This is a genomic window from Microbacterium barkeri (assembly GCF_027921765.1).
Classification (GTDB): Bacteria; Actinomycetota; Actinomycetes; order Actinomycetales; family Microbacteriaceae; genus Microbacterium; species Microbacterium barkeri.
This window is the reverse complement of the sequence record NZ_BSEJ01000013.1, coordinates 24,913-48,860: the sequence shown is the minus strand read 5'-3', so window position 1 is coordinate 48,860 and position 23,948 is coordinate 24,913. Positions and strand designations below refer to the sequence as shown.

The 23,948-nt window shown below is 71.3% G+C and carries 20 protein-coding genes and 1 tRNA gene; 16 read left to right on the top strand and 5 right to left on the bottom strand.

All coding sequences use genetic code 11. The features are described 5' to 3' along the window. The first annotated feature begins 2 nt into the window (after positions 1 to 2). From PKE79_RS13005 to PKE79_RS12970, 8 genes are all read left to right on the top strand, one after another. On the top strand, positions 3 to 1,040 hold the full coding sequence (locus PKE79_RS13005) for an asparaginase (RefSeq protein ID WP_271174127.1): 1,038 nt from the start codon (positions 3 to 5) through the stop codon (positions 1,038 to 1,040). Between the two features lie 48 nt (positions 1,041 to 1,088). Then, positions 1,089 to 1,970, top strand: a complete 882-nt coding sequence (locus PKE79_RS13000; protein ID WP_271174126.1) for a polysaccharide deacetylase family protein — start codon at positions 1,089 to 1,091, stop codon at positions 1,968 to 1,970. Between the two features lie 21 nt (positions 1,971 to 1,991). Beyond that, entirely contained in the window at positions 1,992 to 3,332 is a 1,341-nt protein-coding gene (locus PKE79_RS12995) for an MFS transporter (RefSeq protein ID WP_271174125.1), read from the top strand. Further along, positions 3,329 to 4,093 (top strand): SDR family NAD(P)-dependent oxidoreductase, encoded by a 765-nt coding sequence (locus PKE79_RS12990; RefSeq protein WP_271174124.1) that lies wholly within the window; start codon positions 3,329 to 3,331, stop codon positions 4,091 to 4,093. The genes PKE79_RS12995 and PKE79_RS12990 overlap by 4 nt, the downstream gene beginning before the upstream one ends. A 2-nt stretch (positions 4,094 to 4,095) precedes the next feature. Next, positions 4,096 to 4,863 carry an SDR family NAD(P)-dependent oxidoreductase gene (locus PKE79_RS12985; RefSeq protein ID WP_271174123.1) on the top strand — a complete coding sequence of 256 codons (768 nt, stop codon included), beginning with the start codon at positions 4,096 to 4,098 and terminating at the stop codon, positions 4,861 to 4,863. A 287-nt stretch (positions 4,864 to 5,150) separates the two neighbouring features. After that, positions 5,151 to 5,357, top strand: a complete 207-nt coding sequence (locus PKE79_RS12980; RefSeq protein ID WP_271174122.1) for a hypothetical protein — start codon at positions 5,151 to 5,153, stop codon at positions 5,355 to 5,357. A gap of 102 nt (positions 5,358 to 5,459) precedes the next feature. Next, positions 5,460 to 5,530 (top strand) — tRNA-Cys (locus tag PKE79_RS12975). 23 nt (positions 5,531 to 5,553) lie between these two features. Next, on the top strand, positions 5,554 to 6,141 hold the full coding sequence (locus PKE79_RS12970; protein WP_271174121.1) for a 2'-5' RNA ligase family protein: 588 nt from the start codon (positions 5,554 to 5,556) through the stop codon (positions 6,139 to 6,141). 1 nt (position 6,142) lies between these two features. Here the strand turns inward: PKE79_RS12970 and PKE79_RS12965 are convergent, their stop codons facing one another. After that, positions 6,143 to 6,661: an ATP-dependent endonuclease gene (locus PKE79_RS12965; RefSeq protein ID WP_271174120.1), complete on the bottom strand. Its 519-nt coding sequence runs from the start codon at positions 6,659 to 6,661 to the stop codon at positions 6,143 to 6,145. A gap of 24 nt (positions 6,662 to 6,685) precedes the next feature. Then, positions 6,686 to 7,714 carry a LacI family DNA-binding transcriptional regulator gene (locus PKE79_RS12960; RefSeq protein WP_271174119.1) on the bottom strand — a complete coding sequence of 343 codons (1,029 nt, stop codon included), beginning with the start codon at positions 7,712 to 7,714 and terminating at the stop codon, positions 6,686 to 6,688. A gap of 175 nt (positions 7,715 to 7,889) precedes the next feature. Here PKE79_RS12960 and PKE79_RS12955 point away from each other — a divergent pair, with 175 nt between their 5' ends. The 4 genes from PKE79_RS12955 (at position 7,890) to PKE79_RS12940 (ending at position 12,438) form a co-directional block, all read left to right on the top strand. Beyond that, the gene (locus PKE79_RS12955; RefSeq protein WP_271174118.1) at positions 7,890 to 9,272 is read left to right on the top strand and encodes an ABC transporter substrate-binding protein; all 1,383 of its coding nucleotides are present in this window, start codon (positions 7,890 to 7,892) and stop codon (positions 9,270 to 9,272) included. After that, positions 9,272 to 10,231, top strand: coding sequence for a carbohydrate ABC transporter permease (locus PKE79_RS12950; RefSeq protein WP_271174117.1), 960 nt, complete (start codon positions 9,272 to 9,274; stop codon positions 10,229 to 10,231). Before PKE79_RS12955 ends, PKE79_RS12950 begins: the two co-directional genes overlap by 1 nt. Positions 10,232 to 10,240: 9 nt before the next feature. Beyond that, positions 10,241 to 11,074, top strand: coding sequence for a carbohydrate ABC transporter permease (locus PKE79_RS12945; protein ID WP_271174116.1), 834 nt, complete (start codon positions 10,241 to 10,243; stop codon positions 11,072 to 11,074). A 65-nt stretch (positions 11,075 to 11,139) separates the two neighbouring features. Beyond that, positions 11,140 to 12,438: a glycoside hydrolase family 32 protein gene (locus tag PKE79_RS12940; protein WP_271174115.1), complete on the top strand. Its 1,299-nt coding sequence runs from the start codon at positions 11,140 to 11,142 to the stop codon at positions 12,436 to 12,438. A gap of 70 nt (positions 12,439 to 12,508) precedes the next feature. Here the strand turns inward: PKE79_RS12940 and PKE79_RS12935 are convergent, their stop codons facing one another. Then, positions 12,509 to 17,479, bottom strand: a complete 4,971-nt coding sequence (locus PKE79_RS12935) for a CshA/CshB family fibrillar adhesin-related protein (RefSeq protein ID WP_271174114.1) — start codon at positions 17,477 to 17,479, stop codon at positions 12,509 to 12,511. 398 nt (positions 17,480 to 17,877) lie between these two features. Here PKE79_RS12935 and PKE79_RS12930 point away from each other — a divergent pair, with 398 nt between their 5' ends. The 4 genes from PKE79_RS12930 to PKE79_RS12915 all read left to right on the top strand — a co-directional run bounded on the left by PKE79_RS12930 (position 17,878) and on the right by PKE79_RS12915 (position 22,118). Beyond that, complete coding sequence (locus tag PKE79_RS12930) at positions 17,878 to 18,600, top strand: GNAT family N-acetyltransferase (protein WP_271174113.1); 723 nt, start codon at positions 17,878 to 17,880, stop codon at positions 18,598 to 18,600. A gap of 72 nt (positions 18,601 to 18,672) precedes the next feature. Then, entirely contained in the window at positions 18,673 to 19,980 is a 1,308-nt protein-coding gene (locus PKE79_RS12925; RefSeq protein WP_271174112.1) for a GAF domain-containing protein, read from the top strand. A 100-nt stretch (positions 19,981 to 20,080) separates the two neighbouring features. Next, the gene (gene exaC, locus PKE79_RS12920; RefSeq protein WP_271174111.1) at positions 20,081 to 21,628 is read left to right on the top strand and encodes an acetaldehyde dehydrogenase ExaC; all 1,548 of its coding nucleotides are present in this window, start codon (positions 20,081 to 20,083) and stop codon (positions 21,626 to 21,628) included. A gap of 97 nt (positions 21,629 to 21,725) precedes the next feature. Next, positions 21,726 to 22,118, top strand: a complete 393-nt coding sequence (locus tag PKE79_RS12915; protein WP_271174110.1) for a DUF779 domain-containing protein — start codon at positions 21,726 to 21,728, stop codon at positions 22,116 to 22,118. Between the two features lie 115 nt (positions 22,119 to 22,233). On the opposite strand, the gene PKE79_RS12910 is transcribed toward PKE79_RS12915, so the two are convergent. Further along, positions 22,234 to 22,764 (bottom strand): hypothetical protein, encoded by a 531-nt coding sequence (locus tag PKE79_RS12910; RefSeq protein WP_271174109.1) that lies wholly within the window; start codon positions 22,762 to 22,764, stop codon positions 22,234 to 22,236. 11 nt (positions 22,765 to 22,775) lie between these two features. Further along, positions 22,776 to 23,924 (bottom strand): zinc-dependent alcohol dehydrogenase, encoded by a 1,149-nt coding sequence (locus PKE79_RS12905; RefSeq protein WP_271174108.1) that lies wholly within the window; start codon positions 23,922 to 23,924, stop codon positions 22,776 to 22,778. Positions 23,925 to 23,948: the final 24 nt, after the last annotated feature.

Sequence of the window (23,948 nt, the reverse complement as noted above, 5' to 3'; positions counted from 1 at the left end):
TCATGCCCCACCTCGTGCTCCTCGGTACCGGAGGCACCATCGCCTCGCGGCGCATGCCCTCCGGCGGGTCGAAGGCGACCGACTCCGCGGCCGAGCTCGCCGCCGCCGCGGGGGATCTCGACGGCGACATCACGGTCGAGGTGCACGACGTGCTGGCGGTCAACTCGTTCAACCTCGAGCTGCGCGACCTGCGCACCATCTCCGACGCGGTGGCTCACGCGCTCGCCCGAGACGACGTCGACGGCGTCGTCGTCTCGCACGGCACGGACACGCTCGAGGAGACGGCTGCTCTGCTCGACCTCGTCCACGACGATCCCCGGCCCGTCGTGCTGACCGGCGCGCAGCGCTCCGCCGACGCGCCGGACACCGACGGCCCGCGCAACCTGCGAGACGCCCTGGTCGTGGCCGCCGCGCCCGACAGCCGCGGTCGCGGGGCGCTCGTGGTGTTCGCGGGCGAGGTCTTCAGCGCGTTCGGGCTCCGCAAGGCGCACACGCTCGCGGCCCAGCCGTTCGCGAACGTCTTCGGAGGGCCGATCGGGCGCGTCCTCGAGCGACCGGAGTACGCGTTCCGCCCCGACGCCCGCGCACCCCTCGCCCGACCGGGCGCCGCCTTCGACGCGGTCCGCGTCGACCTCGTGCTCGCTTACCCCGGCGCCGATTCCTGGCTGCTCGACGCCGCGCTGCGCGCGGGCGCGCAGGGCGTGATCGTCCTCGGCGGCGGCGCCGGGAACCCGGGGACCCGCCTGACCGACGGGATCGCCCGCGCCTCGAGGGCGGGCGTCGTCGTCGGGCTCGGAACGCGGACGGGGGCAGGCGCCGTCGTTCCGCTGTACGCGGGAGGCGGCGCGGTCGACGCCGTCCACGCCGGCGCGGTGCCCCTCGGCGCGGTGCCGGGGACCCAGGCGCGCATCCTCCTCGCCCTGATCCTCGCGGAAGCCCAGGACGCGGCGGACGACGACGCCGCGGAGACCGCGCGCAGCCGATTCGCGCGCCTCTGCACGCATGCGGACGCGCGGTCTGCGCCATCCGCTGTCCTCTGACCACCCACACGAAGGACATCCGTCCTCACTGAGAAAAGGAGATCCACCATGGCCAAGGAAATCTTCGTGGCTTTCGGAGTCGACGTCGACGCCGTCGGCGGATGGCTCGGCTCGTACGGCGGGGAAGACTCGCCCGGCGACATCTCGCGCGGCCTCTTCGCCGGCGAGGTCGGCGTGCCGCGGCTCAACCGCCTGTTCGAGCGGTACGACCTGCCGAGCACGTGGTTCTGGCCCGGGCATTCCATCGAGACGTTCCCCGAGCAGTTCGACCAGGTCGTCGCCGCGGGCCACGAGATCGGGGTCCACGGCTACAGCCATGAGAACCCCATCGCCATGACGCGCGAGCAGGAGTCGGAGATCCTGACCTACTGCATCGACCTCATCGAGCGGCGCGCGGGCAAGCGGCCCACGGGCTACGTCGCGCCGTGGTGGGAGTTCTCGCCCGTCACGAACGAGCTCCTCATCGAGCAGGGCATCCGCTACGACCACTCGCTCATGCACCGCGACTTCGAGCCGTACTACGTCCGCGTCGGGGACACCTGGGACAAGATCGACTACGACAAGCCCGCGAGCACGTGGATGAAGCCGCTCGTGCGCGGTCAGGAGACCGATCTCGTCGAGATCCCCGCCAGCTGGTACCTCGACGACCTGCCTCCCATGATGTTCATCAAGTCGAGCCCGAACAGCCACGGCTTCGTGAATCCCCGCGACATCGAGCAGATGTGGCGCGACCAGTTCGACTGGATCCACCGCGAGAACGACTACGCGGTCTTCACCATGACCATCCACCCGGATGTCTCGGGGCGCCCGCAGGTGCTCCTCATGCTCGAGCGCCTCATCGAGTACATCAACTCGCACGACGGCGTGCGCTGGAGCACCTTCGACGGCATCGCGACCGACTTCCTCGCCCGTTCTCCGCGTCAGCACTGACGCGCACCCGAAGGACACGACATGTCAACCATCACCCCCACGCTGCGCAGAGTCGGCGTGAGAGAGACCCGCCGGGCGACCGGCATCGCCTTCTTCGCCTGGACCATCGCGGTCTACGACTTCATCCTCTTCGGCACCCTGCTGCCGCGCATCGAGGAGGGATTCGGCTGGGAGCCGAGCTTCGCCCTCCTCGTCTCGACGTTCGTGAGCATCGGGACGTTCATCGTCGTGATCCTCGTGGGTCCGCTCGTCGACCGGCTCGGGCGCCGCAAGGGCATGGTGATCTCGGTCGGCGGAACCGCCGCCTCGTCTGCCGCGACCGCGATCACCCAGGGCGCCGTCTCGCTCGTCGGCGTCCGCGCGATCAGCGGCCTCGGCCTCGCCGAGCAGTCGGTCAACGCGACCTACCTCAACGAGCTCTACAGCGTCACCGACGACGAGAAGATCAAGCGCAACCAGGGCTTCGTGTACTCCATGGTGCAGACCGGCTGGCCGCTGGGCGCCCTGCTCGCTGCGGGCTTCGTCGCGATCATGACGGCGATCGTCGGCCCCGAGAACTGGCGCATCGTGTTCCTCGTGGCGACCGTCCCGGCGATCATCGTCGCCCTCCTGTGCCTCACGCTCAAGGAGAGCCCCCAGTTCGTGGCGATGCGCCACATCAAGAAGCTCAGCGCGGCCGGCGACCACGAGGGCGCCGAGCAGTTCGCCCGCAGCGTCGGCCTCGACGTGCAGAAGCACGCCCCGTTCCGACGCATCTTCCAGGGCCGTCACCTGCGGAGCACGATCGTGCTGTCGCTCGCGTGGCTGTTCAACTGGTTCGGCATCCAGACCTTCTCGGTGCTCGGCACGACCGTGCTCGAGAGCGGCAAGGGCTTCGACGCCTCGAACGCGCTCATCATGATCGTCCTGTCGAACATCGTCGGCGCGCTCGGCTACCTCACGCACGGATGGCTCGGCGATCGGCTCGGCCGACGCAACGTCATCGTCGGCGGATGGCTGCTCGGCGGCGTCATGTTCGCCGCGATGCTGCTCGGGCCGAGCAACCCCGTGTTCGTACTCGTGACGTACATGCTCGGCCTGTTCTTCCTGCTCGGCCCGTACGCCGCGATCATGTTCTTCCAGGCGGAGTGCTACGACGCCGACTGCCGGGCCACGGGCTCGACCTTCATCGGCGCGATGAGCCAGCCCGGCGCCGTGATCGCGGGGTTCATCCTCACCGGCCTCGTCGCGGCCGCCGTGCCCTTCTCGATGGCGGCGTTCATCGTCGGCGCGCTCGGAACGTTCCTCTCCGGCCTCATCATGCTCTTCGTCAAGAAGGGCGCGGGCGCCGTCGAGCCTCGCGTGGGGGAGGTGCCCGCATGACGGACGCACAGGTGACGATCATCTCGGGCGCCGCCAGCGGCATCGGCCGGGCGACGGCCGTGCGTCTCGCGGGCGACGGGCACCGCGTCGTCATCGGGCGCTTCCCGGGCGACCCGCACGACGCTCACGAGACCCTGCGCGGCGTGGAGTCCGCGGGCGGCGAGGGGATCGTCGTGGACCTGGATGTCGCGAGCACCGCGTCGACCGACGCCTTCGCCGAGGCGGCGCTCGCGGCCTTCGGGCGGATCGATCACGTCGTCGCGAACGCCGGCATCCTCCGTCGGGCCGCCTTCGCGGACATGACCGACGAGGCCTGGGACGCCATGCTCCAGGTCGACCTGCACGGCGTCATGCGGCTCGTGCGCGCGGCCATCCCGCACCTCTCGGAAGGCAGCTCGATCGTCGCCATCTCGTCCATCGCGGGCGGCGTGTACGGCTGGGAGGAGCACGCGCACTACGCGACGGCGAAGGCGGGCGTCCTCGGACTCGTCCGGAGCATCGCGGTCGAGTTCGCTTCGCGCGGCATCCGCGCGAACGCGATCATCCCCGGCCTCATCGAATCGCCGCAGTCTCTCGACGCGGCGAACTCGCTGGGTCCGGACGGCCTGCGCGCCGCGGGCGACTACATCCCCTGGGGGCGCGTCGGTCGCGTGGAGGAGGTCGCGAGCGTCGCGGCGTTCCTGCTCTCGCGCGACGCGGCCTACGTGAGCGGCCAGTCGATCACCGTGGACGGCGGGCTCACCGTCGCGATGAGGAGCTGAGGATGACCCTTCCGGACTACGGCGGAGTGCTCGCCGGCCGCACCGCGCTGGTCACCGGCGCGGCGAGCGGGATCGGCCTGGCCACGGCCATCCATCTCGCCGCCGCGGGGGCACGCGTCGCGCTCGCCGACCGCAGCCCTCGTGTCGCAGACGCAGCGGCCGAGATCTCGCGCGGCGGGTCGGTCGAGCACGTCGGCCTGACCTTCGACGCGGCGGAGGAGGCGAGCATCGTCTCCGTCGTCGCGGAGGCGGAGCGCGCGCTGGGGCGCATCGACGTGCTGGTCACCTCGCACGGGATCCTGACCGAGTCGCCGGTCGAGAGCATGGGCCTCGCGCAGTGGAACGAGACGCTCTCGATCGATCTGACCAGCGTCTTCCTGCTGTGCCGCGAGGTGCTCCCGGGGATGCGTGCGCGCGGGCACGGTCGCATCATCAACGTCGCATCGCAGCTGGGGCAGAAGGGCGGAACGGGCATGGCGCACTACGCGGCGGCCAAGGCCGGCGTGATCGCTCTCACGAAGTCGCTCGCTCTCGAGGTGTCGCGCGACGGCGTGCTCGCGAACTGCATCGCGCCGGGCCCGATCGAGACGCCGCTCGTTGCGGGGATCAGCGATGACTGGAAGGTCGCGAAGCGCGCCGAGCTGCCGCTCGGACGCTTCGGGCAGGTCGACGAGGTGGCGCCGACGGCCGTCATGCTCGCGTCCTCGCCGTTCGGAGACCTCTACGTCGGCCAGACGCTCGGGCCCAACAGCGGAGACGTGATGCTCTGATGTGCGGAGGGTGCGGGACAGTGCAGGCATCGTGGGCCGATGCCGTGCTGTCCCGCGCCCACGCGCGCGGCGTGGTCGCGCGGATCGCGTCCGCACTCGGACATCGCCTGAGCGTCCGCGCGTCGCCGAGCGGATGGACGGTATCGCGCGCCGGATCCGCCCCCGCCGTCTGCAGGACCGCTCGCGAACTCGCGCACGTCCTCCGGCCGGAGGTCGAGGTTCTGCAAGAACGGGATGGCGCCGACGGTCTCCTCCAGCGCATGCTCACGGAGGGGGAGCACCGACCGGTGACCGTCACCCGAGGGGACGTGCCGGCCGGGATGGTCCGAGCCGCACCGGATGATCGCGCTCGCCCCGTGCGCCCCGAGGAGGTCATCCCCTCGGTGCTCCATGCCTGCCTTCTCGAGGTCGCGGGCATCGCCGCTCCGCGTCTCCAGCTCTCCGACGACGAGGGCTGCTGGATCCTGGACCCGTCGTCACACTCGGGCGGCTGAACGTCGATCTGTGACGAACGCCCCTGCTGCAAGGGCGGTCTGACCGCCGTTCGGAAACACAGGGTCCTGTCCGGTCAGTGCGCCGATATCGTCGGTGGTCACGGTGCCTTGGCCGAGCGGTGAGGCAGCGGCCTGCAAAGCCGCGCAGGCGGGTTCGACTCCCGCAGGCACCTCGTCCCCGTCGAAGGAGAAGCCCGTGAAGCGCGCGATCATGACCGACCCCGAGCAGCTGCGGTCGCTCGAGGGCCAGCAGTACGTCGTGCTCTGCCCGACGGGCCCGGTGGCAGCGTTCTTCGACGCGACGCAGGAGGAGCTGCGCGCGGCGGTGCCGATGGCGCCCTTCCCGACGGTCGGGCACGTGACGCTGCGCGGCTTCTCGGAAGCGCGCCGTGTCGGAGAGCTCCGCAATGAGATCCGGGCCTGGGCGGCGGGGATCCCTCCCATCGAGCTTCAGGTGGACGCCGTCGACGCCTTCCCTGCGCCCTTTCAGATCGTCATCACGCGGCTCGCCCGGACCGCGTCGCTCGTCGACGCCTACTCGAGCCTCACCGATCGCCTCGGCGCCACGGACTTCAGTCGGGTCGGCGAGCTGCCCCTGGAGCAGTGGGTCTTCCATCTCTCGCTCATCTACGGTGCAGCGCTCTCCGCGGAGGAATGGGAGACGCTGCGTCGCGGAGCCGTCCGCGACATCCCCTCCGGCCCCAGCGAGACGGTCGCGAGCGTCGAGTTCGTGTGGTTCGAGGGCGGTGCCGAGCACTCCGAGACGATCGCGCTCGGCGGTTGAATCACCGTGATTCACTCGCCGCCTGGATGACCTCTACGAGCGGTCGGGGCAGCTCGTCGGGGCGGAGGATCGCGACGAGAGCGGACGCGTAGCGGAGCTTGCGCCCGCCGATCGATCCCATGAAGCGGTGGAGCACCTCCTCGACGGGGTACTCGCGATGGAAGGGCTGACCGCGCAGCGCGCGCCACGCGGGCAGGTCGCCCTCCGCCTCGATGACGTCGAGCACGCGGTCGGCTCCCGCCGCGCGGATCAGCTCCTCCTCGAGATCGCGCTCGCACGCGAAGAGAGCGGATGGCTGCGCCGACGAATGCGCGAGCGCGCGCTCCACACGGTGGTGCTCGGGCGCGTCGTAGAGGACGACGATGCGGTCGGCCGCGTGCTCCTCAAGGTGGCGCAGGAGGTTCGTGATGCCGTACATGACGGCGATCTCGGCCGAGAGCGGGCGCCGCAAGGTCACGGCCGCCGCCTGTAGGGCGGCGCGATCGCTCTCGCCCTCGACGAGGATCACGGTCCGCGACATGAGGGGACGGTAGCAGGGGAGACCTCAGGGCCGCGGCGGCCCCACCGACTCCCGCTCGATGAGCGGCATGGGCACGAGCTCGTGACCGAGCTCGCGCTCGCCGAGGATCATCGAGGCGCCGAGGGCGCCGATCTCGGGGTAGGGGAGCCGCGCGGTGGTGAGCCCGGGTCGCTGGTAGCCCGCGAGCACCTCGTCGTCGAACGAGATCACCGAGACGTCATCGGGGATCCGGCGACCGCGCTCGAGGAGCACCTGGTAGACCCCGAGCGCGACCGCGTCGTTCGACGCGACGATCGCCGTGAGGTCGGGTTCCCGCGAGAGAAGCGCCGCCGCGGCGTCGTAGCCGAGCGCCGGCTGCCAGTCGGCGATGTCCACGCGCGTCGGGACGAGCCCCGCCTCGTCGAACGCGCGCTGGATGCCGTCGAAGCGCAGCGCGATGGTCGCGCTTCGCCGGAGGTCCGACACGATCTCATCCGGCAGGTCGCCGACGAGGCCGATCCTCCGGTGCCCCGCGTCCACAAGGCGACGCGCCACGGCGTACCCCGCTGCGCGCTCATCGGGCAGAACGCTCGGATGATCCGCGGACGATCGCCCGTTCACGATCGCCACGGGCACGTTCGTCGAGGTCTCCGGCAGGTCGATCATGCGCGCACCCATGAGCCCGATGAGGATGCCGTCGACGCGATGGTCGATCATCGTCTCGAACGCGTCGGCGAGGGCGCCGGCGCCGCCGCCGGTCTCGGCGATGAGCACGGTGTGCTCGTGCGCCTTGGCGACCTCGAGCGCTCCGCCGATGAGCCCCGAGGCCTGACGCGTCAGCGTGACCTGATCCGAGATGAATCCGATCGTCTGGGTCCTGCCGCGGCGGAGCACGCGGGCAGCCGGATTCGGGCGGTAATCGAGCTCGGCTGCGGCCGCCCGCACGCGATCCGCCGCGGCGGCGGAGAGCCTCGAGCCCGGCCGGTCGTTGAGGATCATGCTCACGGCGGCCTTCGACATGCCCGCGCGCTCGGCGACGTCCGCGAGCGTGGCGCGGCGGCTCTGCTTCGGCATGGCACTCCTCGCTGCGTCCTCACCGACGCCCGGTTGCTGAATTGTTTCAGCATATCCCTCGCACACGGTTCCCGACCATGCTACGGTGCATCTGCTGAACGCATTCAGCACTCCATTTCATGGCACACGATCGGCTCGCGCGAGCCGCCGTGGCCCCATCCGCAGGAGCAACAACGTGGTTGAACTGAGTCGCAGGGCTGCGCTCGCCCTGCTCGGCCTCGGGATCGCCGGCACGGCGATCTCCTGGCCGCGCCTGACCGGTGCCGACATCCCCGGTCGCGGCGACGACGCGCTCACCGTCGCCCTCTTCGGGACCGCCCAGGACGCGGCCGCCCGCCAGTCGCTCGTCGAGGGCTTCCAGCGTCTCCATCCCGGCATCACCGTCCGCATCGTCGCGGTCCAGGGCCAGGACTGGAGCAACTTCTTCGCGAAGATCCTCACGATGGTCGCCGCGGGCAACCCGCCCGACGTCGTGTCGGTCGCGACCGAAGGCACGCAGCTCTTCGCCGAGCGGCTCGCCCACCCGATCGACGACTACGTCCAGCGTGACGCCGCCGACCTCCAGGAGTACTTCGACGACGTCCATCCCTCGCTCATCGAGTCGTTCATGTACAAGGGGAGCCTCTTCCAGCTGCCCGACAACTTCAACGCCGCGAACGTGTACTACAACACGGCCGCGTTCGAGCGGGCGGGCCTCGACCGGCCCCGCGACGACTGGACGGTCGACGACTTCTTCACCGTCGCCCGCACCATGAAGGACTCCGCCGAGGGGAGCTTCCTCCCGTACTTCTGGAACAACCGCCTGTGGGGCGGCGTCGTGCCGTGGCTGTACGTCAACGACGCGAGCTTCCTCACCGAGGAGAAGGCGCCGGGCGGCGACTGGCTCTGGTCGCGGTTCTACCCCCGCGAGACGCCGCGCGGTGGCGGCTATCTGTGGCAGAACGCCGACGCGCTTAACGAGCGCACGATCGAGAGCTTCGAGGTGCTGCAGCGGATGGTCGGCGAGGGCATCGCGGCGAACCCCGCGCAGGGCGGTGGCAACGAGCTCGTCTCGCTCTTCGCCCGCGGCTCGGTCGGGATGACGCCGGCCGGCGGGTTCTGGGTGCAGGGCCTGCATGACGCGGGCTTCGCGAACGACGAGTACGACGTCACGTACTTCCCCCGGATGCGGAGCCAGCGCCACCAGTTCGGCGCGGGCGGCTACGCGATCATGCAGACCTCGCCCCGCAAGGACGAGGCGTGGGAGTGGCTCAAGTACTGCATCTCGACCGAGGGCATGGCGCTCGCCCACCAGAAGCCCGACTCGTCGCTGCCGCGCCGCACCCTGAACGCCGAGCTGTACGGCGGCGAGATCGGACCGAAGCACTGGGAGGTGTTCTACGACACCCTCGACCGCCATCCCGACACCGGGCCCATGCCCGCCCCGCCGCAGCAGGCCGCTGTGGAATCCGCGCTCATCAAGAACGTCGTCTCGACGATCACGAACGGGCCCGGCGGCGTGCGCCGCGGGCTCGAGACGATGCAGCGCGACCTCGAACTCGCACTGAAGGGACGCTGATGTCCACCGTCGTCACTCCGCCGCCGAGCACGCGCGCGGCCGTCCTCCCTCGGGGCGTGAAGGGCGTTCGCCCCGAGGCCACGGCCAAGAAGGGCAGTCGCCTGCTCATCTGGGTCTTCCTCGCGCCCACCGTCATCGGCCTGGGCCTGTTCAGCTTCATCCCGATCGTCGGGTCGTTCCTTCTCGCCTTCTTCCGCTGGGACGTGATCACGGCCCCCGAGTTCGTCGGCGTGGACAACTTCGTCGAGCTCGCCGCCGACCCGACCGTGCGCGTGTCGTTCCTCAACACGATCGGCTTCGTCGTCGTCGCGGTGCTGCTCCAGCTCGCGGTCGCCCTCTTCCTCGCGGTGCTCGTCCAGTCGAAGATGCCGAGCTGGCTGCGGACGTTCTTCCGCTCATCCCTCTTCTTCCCGCTCATCCTCTCCGCGGCGTCCGTCTCGCTCGTCATGGCCTACCTGTTCAACCAGGAGTTCGGGCTCGTGAACCAGGTGCTCGGATGGTTCGGGGTCGCCAACATCGGATGGCTCACGACGGGATTCGGCGCGAAGATCGTCGTCCTGCTCGTCTACGTCTGGCAGAACTTCGGCTTCACGTTCCTGCTCTTCCTCGGCGGCGTCTCGGCCATTCCGAAGGAGGTCTACGAGGCGTCCTCGCTCGACGGCGCGACCGGGTGGACGCAGTTCCGCCAGATCACGCTTCCGCTCGTGAGCCCGACGATGCTCGTCGCCTCGGTCATGGCGATCATCAACGCGCTGCAGATCTTCGACCAGCCGTACGTGCTCACGCGCGGCGGACCGGGCGACGAGACCCGCACCGCAGTCATGGTGATCTACGAATCCGCCTTCCAGCAGCTCGAGTTCGGGCTCGCCTCCGCGATCGGCATCGTGCTGACCGTCCTGATCATGCTGGTGACGCTCGTGCAGTTCCAGCTCAGCAAGCGCTACGTCTTCTACGGATGAGGAACGACGATGTCCATCCACGCAGTTGAAGCCCGCTCCCCGCGGCAGGCCCTCGCCCAGGTCGGAAAGTACGCGGTGCTCGTCATCGCCGCGTTCTTCACGCTGGCCCCGGTCGTCTGGACGCTCATCACGGCGCTCACGCCGTCGAACCCGGAGACGAACGAGACCGAGTTCGGCCTCGGCGCCTTCGCCGACGTCTTCGCGCAGATCCCCGTCTGGCTCTACACCTGGAACAGCGCGCTCGTCACGCTGCTCATCGCGGCCGGGCAGATGCTCACCGCCGCGATGGCGGGCTACGTGTTCGCGCGGTTCGAGTTCCGCGGCAAGAGGCTCCTCTTCGCGCTGATCCTCGCCACGATGATGGTGCCGATGCAGGTCACGATCGTGCCCGTGTTCATGCTCATCCGCGGCATGGGTCTGGCTGACACACTCCTCGCGCTGATCGTGCCGATGCTGCCGACCGCATTCGGGACGTTCCTCATGCGGCAGTACTTCATGGGGCTCCCGCCCGAGCTCGCGGAGGCCGCCGAGATCGACGGCGCGGGGCCGTGGCGCGTCTTCTTCGGGGTCTACCTGCCGCTCGCGGCACCGGGTCTCGCGATCGTCGGGATCCTCGCGTTCAACTACCACTGGAACGAGTTCTTCCGCCCCCTCATCCTCACGATCAGCGAGCAGAACTTCACGCTCCCGCTCGGGCTCGTCACGCTCCAGGGCAACCTCGGCACCGGCTCGATCGCGACCGTCCTCGCGGGCGTCGTGCTCTCGATGATCCCCGCGCTGCTCGTGTTCATCTTCGGCCAGAAGCCGCTTCGCGAGGGCCTCACGGCCGGCGCGGGCAAGTAGCAGCTCCGCACGGTCGTCCCGCGTCCTGCGGGCAGCCGCGCGTCATCCCCTCACGAAAGGACCCCATGTCGGACATCCTCGCCCCGGCCGTCGGCCACCCCGATCGCAGCTTCCCGCGGCTTCACCCCCGTCCCGCATACGGCTGGGTGAACGACCCCAACGGCATCCTCTTCACGGAGGGTCGGTGGCACCTGTTCTTCCAGTACAACCCCGATTCGGCGCGGCACGAGCGCATCTGCTGGGGCCACGTGAGCTCGCCCGACCTGCTGCGGTGGGAGGAGCATCCGATCGCCCTGCGCCCGCAGGAGGGCGGGCCCGACGCCGCCGGCTGCTTCAGCGGCGTCGGCGCGCTCGACGACGGCGTCCCGACCGCGATCTACTCGGGGGTCGTCGGCTTCGACGGGCGCTCGGAAGTCGTGATCGCACGCGGATCGGCCGACGCCGAGAGGTGGGAGCAGACCGGACGCGTCGCGGCACGGATGCCGGCCGACCCCGCCATCACGATGGTGCGCGATCCGTTCCTCTTCGAACTCGGCGGCCGCCGCTGGGCCCTGCAGGGATCGGGTCTCGCGGGGGATCGCGGCGCGCTGCTGCTCTATGCCGCTGACGACCTCGACGCGTGGGAGGAGCACGGCTTCCTCCTCACCTCGGACGACGAGGTGGCGGCGCAGCTGCCGGCGTGCGAAGGGTGGGAGTGCCCCCAGCTCGTGCGCAGCGGCGACGACTGGGTCGTGCTCGTGTCGCTGTGGCGCGACGGCCGGCCGCACCTCGGTGTCGGCTACATCATCGGCGCGCTCGACATCGATCCCGCCTCGGGCCTGCCCGCGTTCCGCGGGCGCGCTTCGGGGATCCTCGACGAGGGGGCGGCGTTCTATGCGCCGCAAGCCGTGCAGGATGAGCACGGCGACCGCGTGCTCCTGTGGGGATGGGCGCAGGAGGTCGCGGAGGACGGCGCCCGTGCGCGCACCCAGGAGGACAGCGACGCGCAGGGATGGTCCGGGCTGCTCACGTTCCCGCGCGAGCTGCAGGTGCGCAGCGACGACGTCGATCTCGCACCCGCACGCGAGCTCGACGCGCTCCGAGCCCAGGAGGTCGACCCCGCAGCGCTCCCGGATCAGGCGGAGATCCGGCTCTCGGGGGACGGGTTGGCCGACCTGCGTCTGGGCGACCAGGTCGTGTGGCGGGGCGAGCTCGGGGGCGACGACGTGCGCATTCTCATCGACGCGTCGATCGTCGAGGTGCACCCGCGGGGACGCGCATCCGTCACCCTGCGTGCGTATCCCGCGGAGGGGGAGCACTACGCCGTGTCGGCTGAGCCGGGGGTGTCGGCGACCGCGTGGCGGCTGGCGCTGCCCCAGGAGTGAGGGCGGGCCACCGTGGCAGACAGAGAGACGGCCGGCCATCCTTGCGGATGACCGGCCGTCTCTCATCGGGTCAGGCCGCGTCGCGCTCGCGACGACGGCGGACGACCATCAGGGCCGCACCGCCCGCCGCGGCGACGAGCGCCGCCAGAAGCGCACCCACCGTGATCGACACGCCCGTGGGCGACAGCGAGCCGTCGTCCTCCGGCTGCGGGGCCGGTGTCGGGTCCGCCGGCGCACTCGGCGCGGGGTCTGCGGGGTCGGATGGCGCGGGCTCCGCGGGCTCGCTCGGCTCCGGCTCCGCGGGCTCGCTCGGCTGAGGCGCCGGGTCCGTCGGCTCGGGCTCCGCCGGTTCGCTCGGCTCGGGCGTCGGCTCGGGGGCGGGGTCGGTCGGCGTCGGCTCCGGCGTCGGCTGAGGTGCCGGGTCCGTCGGGGTCGGCTCGGGCGTGGGCTCGGGTGCCGGGTCGGTCGGCGTCGGCTCGGGCGTCGGCTCGGGTGCCGGGTCCGTGGGGGTCGGCTCGGGCGTGGGCTCGGGTGCCGGGTCCGTCGGAGTGGGCTCCGGGGTCGGCTCGGGCGTCGGCGTCACCGTCGGGTGCTCCGTGCACAGGCGCGAGTCGGGGTCGCACGCGGTCGGCGGCTCCTCGCCCGTCCGGGTGAGGTGGTTCGCCAGCGTGTGATCGCCCTGCTCGTCATACGGGCGCACCTCGACCGTGTAGGTCACCGCGGCGGTGGCCTCCGTGTCCAGCGTTCCCGTGACGTGCAGCACGTCTCCGTCGAGGACGGCCGTGAGGCCATCCGCCGTGGGGCCCTCGACGAGCTCGGCGTCGTCCAGCACGTCGGCGAGCGAGTCGGTCCAGTCGACCGCGGTCGCTGCCTGGCCGTCGTTCGCGAACGACAGCGTGTACGTCACGCGGTCGCCGGCGTCGACGGCCGTGCCCGACGCGGGGTCGGCCGACTTCTCGGCCGTGATGCGGCCGATGGGCGTCACGGTGCAGTCGGGCCCGTCGCACGTCGCGGGCGGCTCCTCGCCCGAGGGCACGAGGAAGTTCGCCGCGACGTCGTTCCCGCGCTCGCCCTCGGCGTTCACGACGACCGTGTACCGCACGGTCACGACCTGGCCGGCCGCGAGCTCGCCGGTGATCGCGAAGGCGCCGTTCAGCACCTCGGTCACCTGCAGCGCGTCGTCGGAGGCCACGGGGGCCTCGCTGAGCGTGGCGTCGTCGAGCACGTCGGCCAGGCGGTCGATGTGCGCGACGGTCGCGGGGCCCTCGCCCTGGTTGTCGAACGTCAGGGTGTAGGTGAGCTCCGTGCCCGTCACGATCGGGTCGGACGACGCCTCGACGGCCTTGCCGGTGAGCAGGCGCCCGATGGGCGTCACCGTGCAGTCGGGGCGCTCGCCGTCGGCCGGCTGGCACGTCGGCTCGGTCGGCGGCTCCTCGCCCGCCGGCAGCAGGAAGTTCGCGGCGATGTCGTCGCCGCGCTCGCCGTCGGCCTTCACGGTCACCGTGTACATCACGGTCTCGACCGAGCGCGGTGCCACCTCGCCCGTGATCGCGATCGTGTCGCCGTCGCGGATGGCCGTGAGGGCTCCCGCGGTCGGCTCGACGGTCACGAAGGCGTCGTCGAGCACGTGGACGAGGTGGTCGACCTCGTCGACGCTCGCGGGCGCCTCGCCCGTGTTCTCGAAGTGGAGCGTGTAGGTCAGCTCGGTTCCCGCGGCGACGGGCGTCGCGGATGCCTCGACCGACTTCCACGAGGCGAGCTCGGGCACAGGGTGCTCGGTGCACGACACGAGGGCGTCGTCGCACGACGGCTCCCCGAGGTCGCTCGGCGCGAGGACGTTGGCGAGGCGGTTGTCGCCGCGCGCGCCATCCTGCCCGACCTCGACCGTGTACGCGACGGTCGTGACCTGGCGCGGCTCGAGCGTACCCGACACGCGCAGAGCGTCGCCGTCGATCACCGCGTCGAGCACGGCGGAGGACGGGCCGTCGACGAGAGCCGCGTCATCGAGCACACCGGACAGGTCGTCGACGTACTCGACGTCGCCGGCCGCCGTGCCGTCGTTGCGGAATTCGAGCGTGTAGGTCACGCGCTGGCCCGCGACGACCGTCTCGCCCGTCGCCGGGTCGGCCGACTTGGCGGCCGAGATCGCGGGCATCGGGGTCGACGTGCAGTCGTCGCCGCTCTCGCACGAGGTGCTCGGGGTCTCACCCGGCGTCACGAGGAAGTTGTCGGCGCGGTGGTCGCCGCGATCGGCTGCGGCCCTGACGGTGACCGTGTAGGTGATCGTCGCGGTCTTGCCCGCGCCGATCGTGCCGCCGATCGCGAAGCGGCCGTCCTGCACCTCGGTCACCGTGACCGACTCCGTGTCGGACGACGGCTGGGTCGTCAGGTCCGCGTCGTCGAGAACGCCCGAGAGGTCGTCCTCGCGGACGACGGGCGCCGTCGTCTCTCCCGTGCCCGTGACGGTGATCTCGTAGGTGAGCACCGTGCCCTCGGCGACCGGATCGGTCGACGCGGTCACCGACTTCGCGTACTCGACGGCCGCGATGGGCGTCGTCGTGCAGTCGGGGAAGCGCGCGGCGTCGGGCTCGCACACGGGCGCGGTCGGCGGCTCCTCGCCCGCGGGCAGGAGGAAGTTCGCCGCGACGTCGTCGCCGCGCTGCCCATCCGGCTTCACGGTCACGGTGTACCGCACGGGCACCGTGGCGCCGGGAGCGACCGTGCCCGTGATGGCGATGCGGTCGCCGTCGCGGACGACCGTGAGCGTGTCGGACGAAGGCTCGACGGTGACGTCGGCGTCGTCGAGCACGTGCACGAGGTGGTCGACCGCGTCGACGGTCGCATCGGCCTCGCCGTCGTTCGCGAACCACAGCGTGTACTCGAGCGTCGAGCCGGCGACGACGGGGTCGTCGTCCGTCTTGACGGTCTTCCACCACGTGAGGTTCGCCGCCGGGATCTGCGCGAAGTCGCAGCTCGGTGCGCCGGACGCGGTGTCGGCCTCGGGCACGCACGCGGTGTTGCGCAGGACGTTGTCACCGGTGCCTCGGAAGTCGACCGTGTACTCGATCGTCACCGTCTGGCCCGACGCGAGAGCGCCCTGCCACGTGAGATAGCGCTCGCCGTCGAAGACCGGCTGCGGGTCGACATCGGACGTCGCGGCGCCGAAGACCGCGTCGTCGAGCACGTCGACGAGGTCGTCCTCGACGCGCGCGGGCTCCTCGGCCGTGAAGGCGCCGGGGCCCACGTTCGTGAGCTCGATGCGGAACGTCGCGGTCTCGCCGACAGCGGGGAGCTCCTCGGTGACCGCGGTCTTCACGACCTTCAGCTTCGGGAGCAGGTGCACGGCCTCCGCGCAGGGCTCGCCCGTCGTCGGGTCGACGCCGCCGTCGGCGGGGTCGCAGCTCGGGGTCGCAGGGTTCTCGGGGTCGTTCGGCTCCCACGCGACGTTGCGCGCGGTGCCGTCTCCCCCGGCCTTCACCATGGTCGTGTAGGTGATCTCGACGGCGTCTCCCGCGGCGAGGGGCCCGGTCCACGACAGCAGCGGCTCGGCGTACGCGAGGTCGCCCTCGCGGTCGGCTCGCGCGTCGTCGCTGTACGCGGCGTCGTCCAGCACGCCCGAGAGATCGTCGAAGACGACGGCCGGGTACGCGTCGGTGTACGCGGTGGCTCCCGTGTTCCGCGCGCGGACCGTGTAGGTGACCGTGTCGCCGGGGCGCGTGTCCGCGGTCGCGTCCGAGATCTTCTCGATCGCGAGGTGGGGCAGGGCGATCGAGAGCGCGTGGTCCTCGACCTCGCCCGTCGTCGTCATCCCCACGGGCGAGGCGACGCCATCCGCCGTCTGGGCGATGCGGATGCGCGCGAAGCTCGCGCCGTCCTGCGCGTCCATCGGCACGGTCCATGCCAGGTCGACGGACGAGCCGACGCACTCGACCGCTCCCGAGCGCTCGCCGTCGTCGAAGGCGCCGTTGCGGTTCCAGTCGATCCAGGCCGCGACGAACCCGGGCCCCGTGCAGGCCACGTCCTCGAGCACGTAGCGCTCCCCGGGCGTCACGTCGATCGATCCGATCGCGCCCACCGCGTCCTCATCGGCCTGGGCGGTGCGGTCGTCCGCGTCGGCGGCCGCGCTGAACTGGTGGCCGTTGTCCGAGTCGACGATCGCCCCGAGGCGCGTGCGGGGCTGGCTCTGGGTGGCCAGCGCGAACGACGACGAGGAGACGTTCGTCTCGCCCACCGGCACCTCGCCGCCGGTCCAGGCGCGCTCGAAGAGGGCGCCGGCAGCGCCGTAGCTCTCGGGGGCGTCGCCGAAGTCGGCCTCGAGGACGACGCCGAGCGCGACGGCGCTCTTGCCGCCGCCCTTGACCGTCACAGCGGCGCCGGTCGCGCCGTCCATGTAGCCGATCGCCATCGGGCCGCTGCCGCCACGCTGTCGCGAGGAGCACTGCTCGGCATCAGGGTGCAGGCGCAGGGTCTTGTCTGATCCGAGGGTCGCCAGCACGTTCGTGTCGCAGCTGCGCGCCCGCTCGATCACGCGCCAGGTCGTGGCGGCCTCGTCGGGCTTGGCCTGGACGTACTCGCCCTGGCTCCGGTTGCTCGACTCCGCATCGGCGACGACGAGGCCGCCGAGCGGCACGAGGGCGCCGTTCAGGCGCGTCTCGCACGAGAAGTGGAAGCTCACCGTCGCGCCGTTGTCGCGGTTCACGAGGCCGTACACCATCTGGTTCGCGGAGCCCGCGCCGCCGATGTTGTACAGGTCGTCGAGCGAGTCGCCGCTGTAGTCGCCCGAGCGGTACGCCGCGACGCTGCCGACGACATCCGTGATCGTGCACGTCGTCGTGAGCTCCTGACCCGCGATGTCGCGCGTGCTCGTCGCGGTCGTCCCGTTCGTGATCGGAGCGCCGCTCGCGCCCCATTCGATCCAGTCGATCGCGCCGATGTGCCGGCCCGATCCGCCTTGCGCATACGTCGCCGCAGCGGGCTCCGTGACGACGAGCGCGCCCGTCGCTCCGACAAGCCCTGCGACGAGCGTCGTGATGACGGCCATCGCGCCGCGTCGCGTCCTGCGTCGTCGTCCGTCACGGCGCCTTCCGCGCACGCCGAACGTCGGTGTCTCCGTTTTCACCGGTGCCTCCCCAGACAGCCTCTTTTTCGAGAGGGCAGGAGACACGGCGCGCTCCAAGAGCGCACGGCGCCAAGCCGAGATGACCGTCGGCCCCAGACCGAACGATCGCATGGGCGTGCGAGCACGCCGAGATTCCCCAACCCCGCCTTCGACCCTATGGGGACTTCTGCCCGGCCACCGTCCGCACTCAGCGGATCTGCAGGTTCGCCCCGCTTTTCGCCCGCGCATTCACCCCGCCTCGTCCGCGGGCGTGTCGGGAAGCGTCCGCGGCCGTCACGCGTTGCCGCTCGTGCCGCCATCCGCTCGACAGGAGGACTCCCATGACCTCGGCCATCCCGCTGCCCGCCGACCCCGCGATCGACGACGCGGTCCTCGACAACCCGGCCTGGTCATCCCTCACCGGCCCGCACGCGCACTTCGCGATCGGCAACGAGCTTGTGAAGCACTACCCGGCCGACGTCTCGCCGTTCGTCGGCGTGCGCTCGTGGAGCGACCCCGACGTGTGGGACGCGCTCATCGACGTGTTCGGGCCCGGCGCGCCCGTCACGATCTCGAACGCCGACCCCGAGCTCCCGAGCGGATGGGCCGAGCTCGGCCGCGGCTCGGGCGTCCAGCTCGTCGAGACGGATCGGCTCGCGCCCGTGCCCTTCGACGAGGCCGTCGAGCTCGGCGCGGGCGACGTCGCCGACATGCTCGCGCTCGTCGAGCGCAACCAGCCCGGCCCGTTCCTGCCCCGCACGCACGAGCTCGGCCGCTATGTCGGCGTGCGGCGGGATGGCCGCCTCGTCGCGATGGCGGGGGAGCGCCTGCACCCGGCCGGCTGGACCGAGATCAGCGCCGTGTCGACCGACGAGGCCTACCGCCGGCAGGGCCTCGCGTCGCGGCTCGTGCTCGATGTCGCCTTCCACATCCGCGAGCGCGGCGACCGGGCCCTCCTGCATGCGGCGGCCGACAACGTCGGCGCGATCCGCGCCTACGAGAAGCTCGGGTTCGCGCTGCGCCGCACGTCGGAGTTCCTCACGGTGCAGACGCCCGAGCGCTGACCGGGCCTCCCCGACAGCAGCGCGGCGACCTACACTGGTGGCCATCCGCTCCCTCGACGAGGAAGGAGCCCCATGTCGTCGCCGTGGCTGCGCAGCGAGGGCGTCCGCGCCTCGCGGCTCCTCGTCGAGCGCGCGCACGATGAGCTCCTCGCCGGCAACAGCGCGGATCCGCGCCTCGCGCAGGTGCGGCCCCTCGTGCGGGAGTCGTGGCGGAGGTCCGTCGGCAGCGCGGTGGGAGCCGAGGCGCTGCCCGCTCTCGAGCTGACCGGAGCCGCCCTCGAGGAGTACCGGCGTGCCCATCCGCTCGCGGGCGCGCTCGCGCTCATCCGCGGGCTCCTCCTCCCCGGCGAGGCCGACGAGGCGGGCGTCGTCGTCGCGGTCGGCGATGCCGCCGGCCGCCTCCTCTGGGTCGAGGGCGACCGCCGCGTGCGCGCGCTCACGGGAGACATGGGCTTCGTCGAGGGCGCGAACTGGGCCGAGGACCGGGTCGGCACCGCGGCACCCGGCACGGCGCTCGCCCTCGGGAGGTCGGTGCAGGTGCGCGGCGCCGAGCACTTCAACCGCTTCGTGCAGCCGTGGTCGTGCACGGCCGCCCCGGTCAGAGACCCCGAGAACGGCCGCCTCATCGGGGTCATCGACGTGACCGGCGGCGACGAGGCCGCGACCCCGCAGGCGCAGCTGCTCGTCGACGCCACGGCGCGCGCGGTCGAGGGCGAGCTCCTGGTCGCGCGGCTGCGCGCGGAGAGGGAGCCGTCGCGGAAGCCGCGGCGACGCGTCGAGACGGCGCAGCGGGCGACGCTCAGCGTGCTCGGCCGCGATCGCGCGCTGCTCACCCTCGCCGGAGACGGCGGCGAGCGCGTCGTCGAGCTCGGCATGCGCCACGCCGAGCTCGTGCTCATGCTCGCGACCCATCGTCAGGGGCTCACGGCCGAGCGGCTCGCCGAGCTCGTGTACGGCGACCCCGCCGCGATCGGCACGCTGCGGCCCGAGATGGTGCGGCTGCGCAAGCTGCTCGAGCGGATGGCGCCGGCGCTCGTCCCCGAGTCCCGCCCGTATCGGATGGCCGGCGAGATCGAGACCGACGCGCAGCAGGTGCTCTCGCTCCTCGACCGCGGCGCCCACCGCGTCGCGCTCGCGGCCTACCGGGGCGACGTCCTGCCCGACTCGGCCGCACCGGGCGTCGAGGAGCTGCGCGAGACCATCCGCTCGTCCCTGCGGGAGGCGCTCCTCGCGGAGGCCGGCGTCGACGTGCTCCTCGCGTACACCGACACCGCGGCGGGCGCCGACGACGTCGAGGCGCTGCGGCAGGTGCTGCGGATGCTCCCGGCCCGGTCGCCGCGGCGCGCCGGCGTCGTCGCGCGGCTCGTGGCGCTCGAGTAGCCCTCCCGCGCGCAATCCGATGCAACCTCCGGCGACGTAGCGTGACGGCACAGCCACGCGGGGGCATCCCCGCGACGTCGCGCAGTCGAAGGAGACAGCAATGACCATCGTGGAAGAGGGCGTCTCGAGCGTCTACGCCGCCCCGGGCGAGAAGGGCTCCGTCGCCCAGTACCGCGCTCGCTACGGCCACTACATCGGCGGGGAGTTCGTCGCCCCGGTCAAGGGCGAGTACTTCGAGGACATCTCGCCCGTCAACGGCAAGCCGTTCTGCGAAGTCGGCCGCGGCACCGCCGAGGACATCGACCGCGCCGTCGAGACGGCGTGGAAGGCGTTCGCGTCGTGGCGGCACACGAGCCCCGCCGAGCGCAGCGTCATCCTCAACCGGATCGCCGACCGCATCGAGCAGAACCTCGAGGCGATCGCCGTCGCCGAGACGTGGGAGAACGGCAAGCCCGTGCGCGAGACGCTCGCGGCCGACATCCCGCTCGCGGTCGACCACTTCCGCTACTTCGCGGGCGTGCTGCGTGCGCAGGAGGGCGGGATCAGCCAGCTCGACGAGAACACCGTCGCGTACCACTTCCACGAGCCGCTCGGCGTCGTGGGCCAGATCATCCCGTGGAACTTCCCCATCCTCATGGCGACGTGGAAGCTCGCGCCCGCGCTCGCCGCGGGCAACTGCGTCGTCCTCAAGCCCGCCGAGCAGACGCCCGCGTCGATCCTGTTCCTCTTCGACCTCATCGGCGACCTCCTGCCGGCGGGCGTCGTGAACATCGTCAACGGCTTCGGCATCGAGGCGGGCGCTCCGCTCGCGTCGCACAAGCGCATCCGCAAGGTCGCGTTCACGGGCGAGACGACCACCGGGCGCCTCATCATGCAGTACGCGTCGCAGAACCTCATCCCCGTGACGCTCGAGCTGGGAGGCAAGAGCCCGAACATCTTCTTCGAGGACGTCGCGTCGGCGCAGGACGCGTACTACGAGAAGGCGAAGGAGGGCTTCGCGATGTTCGCCCTGAACCAGGGCGAGGTCTGCACGTGTCCGTCGCGCGCGCTCATCCAGCGGTCGATCTACGACACGTTCCTGTCGGATGGGCTCGACCGCGTCTCGAGGATCCGGCAGGGCAACCCGCTCGACCCCGAGACGATGATCGGCGCGCAGGCGTCGAACGACCAGCTCGAGAAGATCCTGTCGTACATCCAGATCGGCAAGGACGAGGGCGCGAAGGTCCTCGCGGGCGGCGAGCGCGTCGACCTCGGCGGCGACCTCACGGACGGGTACTACGTGGCTCCGACCGTGTTCGAGGGGCAGAACAGCATGCGGATCTTCCAGGAGGAGATCTTCGGCCCCGTCGTCTCGGTCACCGGCTTCGACACGTACGACGACGCCATCGCGACCGCCAACGACACCCTCTACGGTCTGGGCGCGGGGGTATGGAGTCGGAGTGCCGACCTCTGCTACCGTGCTGGTCGCGCGATCGAAGCAGGGCGGGTGTGGACGAACACCTACCACCAGTACCCGGCGCACGCCGCCTTCGGCGGCTACAAGCAGTCGGGTATCGGGCGGGAGAACCACCTGCGTATGCTCGATCACTACCAGCAGACGAAGAACCTTCTCGTCTCCTATGCGGAGGGGCCCATGGGCTTCTTCTGATCCGATCGGATCCGCCCGGGCGGGATGACCCGAATCCCCGCCCGGGCGTCGGATCCCCGCGACGACGACGTCGCGGGTGCACAGGGAAGGAGGAGGGATGTCCGAGGAGCTCAGCAGGGTCGCGGTGACCGAGGCGGCGGCTGCTCTTCTGCGCACGCTCACGGCCCAGCACGGGCCGCTCATGTTCCACCAGTCGGGCGGGTGCTGCGACGGCTCGTCGCCCATGTGCTATCCGGTCGGGATGTACCTGACCGGCACGGGCGATGTGCTGCTCGGGACGATCGACGCGGGTCTCGACGACCCGATCGAGGTCTACATGTCGGAGTCGCAGTTCGAGTACTGGAAGTACACGCACCTCACGATCGACGTCGTGCCGGGGCGCGGGGGAGGGTTCAGCGTCGAGTCGCCCACGGGCATGCGGTTCCTCATCCGGTCTCGCATGCTCACGGAGCCCGAGCTGGAGCACTTCGGCCTGACGCCGCGGGCGTAGCCGCACGCTGGGAGCGTGTCCCTGTTCACGCCGTCCCCTGCCTGCATGTCTCGCTCACGGCGGGTATCGGGGCGCCGAACCGACGGCGAGTGAGACATGCAGATCTGGGCTGCCGTTACCGGCGCCGCGTGAGGGAGCCGAGGGCGCGCACCGCGAGGACTCCCGCGAGCACCCACGGCCCGACGACGATGATCGGGTCCATCCACGCGTGGCGGAGGTCGATGCGGCCGCGGCCGATGCGCGACCCGACAGGGCGCCGGCTCCGCTCTCCCAGCACGCCCGTCTGCGTGATCGGGTTGTCGGGATGGCGCGACGCGAGCGAGCGCACGTGCGCGCCGATCGACTCCACGCGGTCGCCGAGCACGAGCAGCAGCCAGTGCCGCAGCTTGCCCTCGCTGTACCGGGCGTAGGCGATCCGGCGGATCCTGCCCGAGAGCCCGTGCAGCGGCTGGGCGGTGCCGAACACGGGCGGCAGCTGCGGATGCTCGATCGAGTGCTCGTGCGCGGGGTCGGACATCCGCTCCTCGAGCGCCCAGGGGGCGGCGAGATCCTGCGGATCGAGCTCGTGCTCCTCGCGCCATCCGTCCTCGAGCTCGATCCCCCAGCCGGGGATGCGCGGGCGGAGCGCGTCGACGGGCTGCGTCATGTCCATCCTCCTCAGTCGTCCGAGACCTCGACGACGGTCTTGATGCAGTCGTCGAGCTTCGCCGAGACCATGTGGTAGCCGTCGACGATGTCGTCGAGCGGCAGCCGGTGCGTCACGAGCTCGCGCGGCGCCAGCCGGCCGGCGCGCACGTGGTCGAGCAGGGCGGGCCACATCGCGCGCACGGGCGTCTGGTTGGCGCGGATCGTGAGCCCCTTGTTCATCGCGTCGCCGAACCGGACGGCGCTGTGCAGCGGGCCGTACGCTCCGATCACGGCGACGTTGCCGCCCTTGCGCACACCGTCGATCGCCCAGTTCAGCGCGACCGGAGAGCCGCCCTGGAGCTTGAGCTTCGAGGCGGTCACGTGCTGCAGCCATCCGCCGTCGGCCTCGGCGCCCACGGCGTCGATCACGACGTCGGCCCCGAGGTGGTCGGTCTCGCGCTTGAGGTGCAGCACGGGATCGCCGATCTCCGACAGCGCGTGCGTCTCGGCGTACGCGAACGAGCGCGCCTTCTCCAGCCGGTAGTCGAGGTGGTCGAGCACGAGCACGCGGCCCGCGCCCATGAGCCAGGCCGAGCGCGCCGCGGCGAGCCCCACCGGGCCCGCACCGAAGACCGCGACGGTGTCGCCCTCCTCGATGTGCCCGAGCCGGGCGCCGAAGTAGCCGGTCGTGAACGCGTCGGTGAGCATGAGCGCGTCCTCGTCGCTCAGCCACTCGGGGATGACCATGGGCCCGACGTCCGCGAACGGCACGCGCACGCGCTCCGCCTGACCGCCGTCGTAGCCGCCCGCCGTGTGCGAGTAGCCGTAGATGCCGCCCACCGCGGTCGCGTTCGCGTTCACGCTGTGGCAGTTCGAGAAGAGGCCCTGCCGGCAGAACGCGCACGACCCGCAGAAGATGTTGAACGGCACCATGACCTTGTCGCCGACCGCGAGGCGCTGCACCGAGCCGCCGACCCCCTCGACGACGCCGATGAACTCGTGGCCGAACGTGTGCCCGATGCGCGTGTCCGGGAGCATCCCGTGCAGCAGGTGCAGGTCCGACCCGCAGATCGCGGCCCGCGTCACGCGGACGATGGCATCGTTCGGATGCTCGATGCGGGGGTCGGGCTTCTCCGTCACCTGGAGCTTGTACGGACCTCGGTACGTCAGCGCCTTCATGTGTCCTCCTCGTCGCGTCGAGTC

Bases quoted from the DNA above. Each gene is read 5' to 3' on its own strand.
- PKE79_RS13005 (WP_271174127.1), top strand. From the start codon at position 3: ATGCCCCACCTCGTGCTCCTCGGTACCGGAGGCACCATCGCCTCGCGG.
- PKE79_RS13000 (WP_271174126.1), top strand. From the start codon at position 1,089: ATGGCCAAGGAAATCTTCGTGGCTTTCGGAGTCGACGTCGACGCCGTC.
- PKE79_RS12995 (WP_271174125.1), top strand. From the start codon at position 1,992: ATGTCAACCATCACCCCCACGCTGCGCAGAGTCGGCGTGAGAGAGACC.
- PKE79_RS12990 (WP_271174124.1), top strand. From the start codon at position 3,329: ATGACGGACGCACAGGTGACGATCATCTCGGGCGCCGCCAGCGGCATC.
- PKE79_RS12985 (WP_271174123.1), top strand. From the start codon at position 4,096: ATGACCCTTCCGGACTACGGCGGAGTGCTCGCCGGCCGCACCGCGCTG.
- PKE79_RS12965 (WP_271174120.1), bottom strand. From the start codon at position 6,661: ATGTCGCGGACCGTGATCCTCGTCGAGGGCGAGAGCGATCGCGCCGCC.
- PKE79_RS12960 (WP_271174119.1), bottom strand. From the start codon at position 7,714: ATGCCGAAGCAGAGCCGCCGCGCCACGCTCGCGGACGTCGCCGAGCGC.
- PKE79_RS12950 (WP_271174117.1), top strand. From the start codon at position 9,272: ATGTCCACCGTCGTCACTCCGCCGCCGAGCACGCGCGCGGCCGTCCTC.
- PKE79_RS12945 (WP_271174116.1), top strand. From the start codon at position 10,241: ATGTCCATCCACGCAGTTGAAGCCCGCTCCCCGCGGCAGGCCCTCGCC.
- PKE79_RS12940 (WP_271174115.1), top strand. From the start codon at position 11,140: ATGTCGGACATCCTCGCCCCGGCCGTCGGCCACCCCGATCGCAGCTTC.
- PKE79_RS12935 (WP_271174114.1), bottom strand. From the start codon at position 17,479: ATGGCCGTCATCACGACGCTCGTCGCAGGGCTTGTCGGAGCGACGGGC.
- PKE79_RS12930 (WP_271174113.1), top strand. From the start codon at position 17,878: ATGACCTCGGCCATCCCGCTGCCCGCCGACCCCGCGATCGACGACGCG.
- PKE79_RS12925 (WP_271174112.1), top strand. From the start codon at position 18,673: ATGTCGTCGCCGTGGCTGCGCAGCGAGGGCGTCCGCGCCTCGCGGCTC.
- exaC (WP_271174111.1), top strand. From the start codon at position 20,081: ATGACCATCGTGGAAGAGGGCGTCTCGAGCGTCTACGCCGCCCCGGGC.
- PKE79_RS12915 (WP_271174110.1), top strand. From the start codon at position 21,726: ATGTCCGAGGAGCTCAGCAGGGTCGCGGTGACCGAGGCGGCGGCTGCT.
- PKE79_RS12910 (WP_271174109.1), bottom strand. From the start codon at position 22,764: ATGACGCAGCCCGTCGACGCGCTCCGCCCGCGCATCCCCGGCTGGGGG.
- PKE79_RS12905 (WP_271174108.1), bottom strand. From the start codon at position 23,924: ATGAAGGCGCTGACGTACCGAGGTCCGTACAAGCTCCAGGTGACGGAG.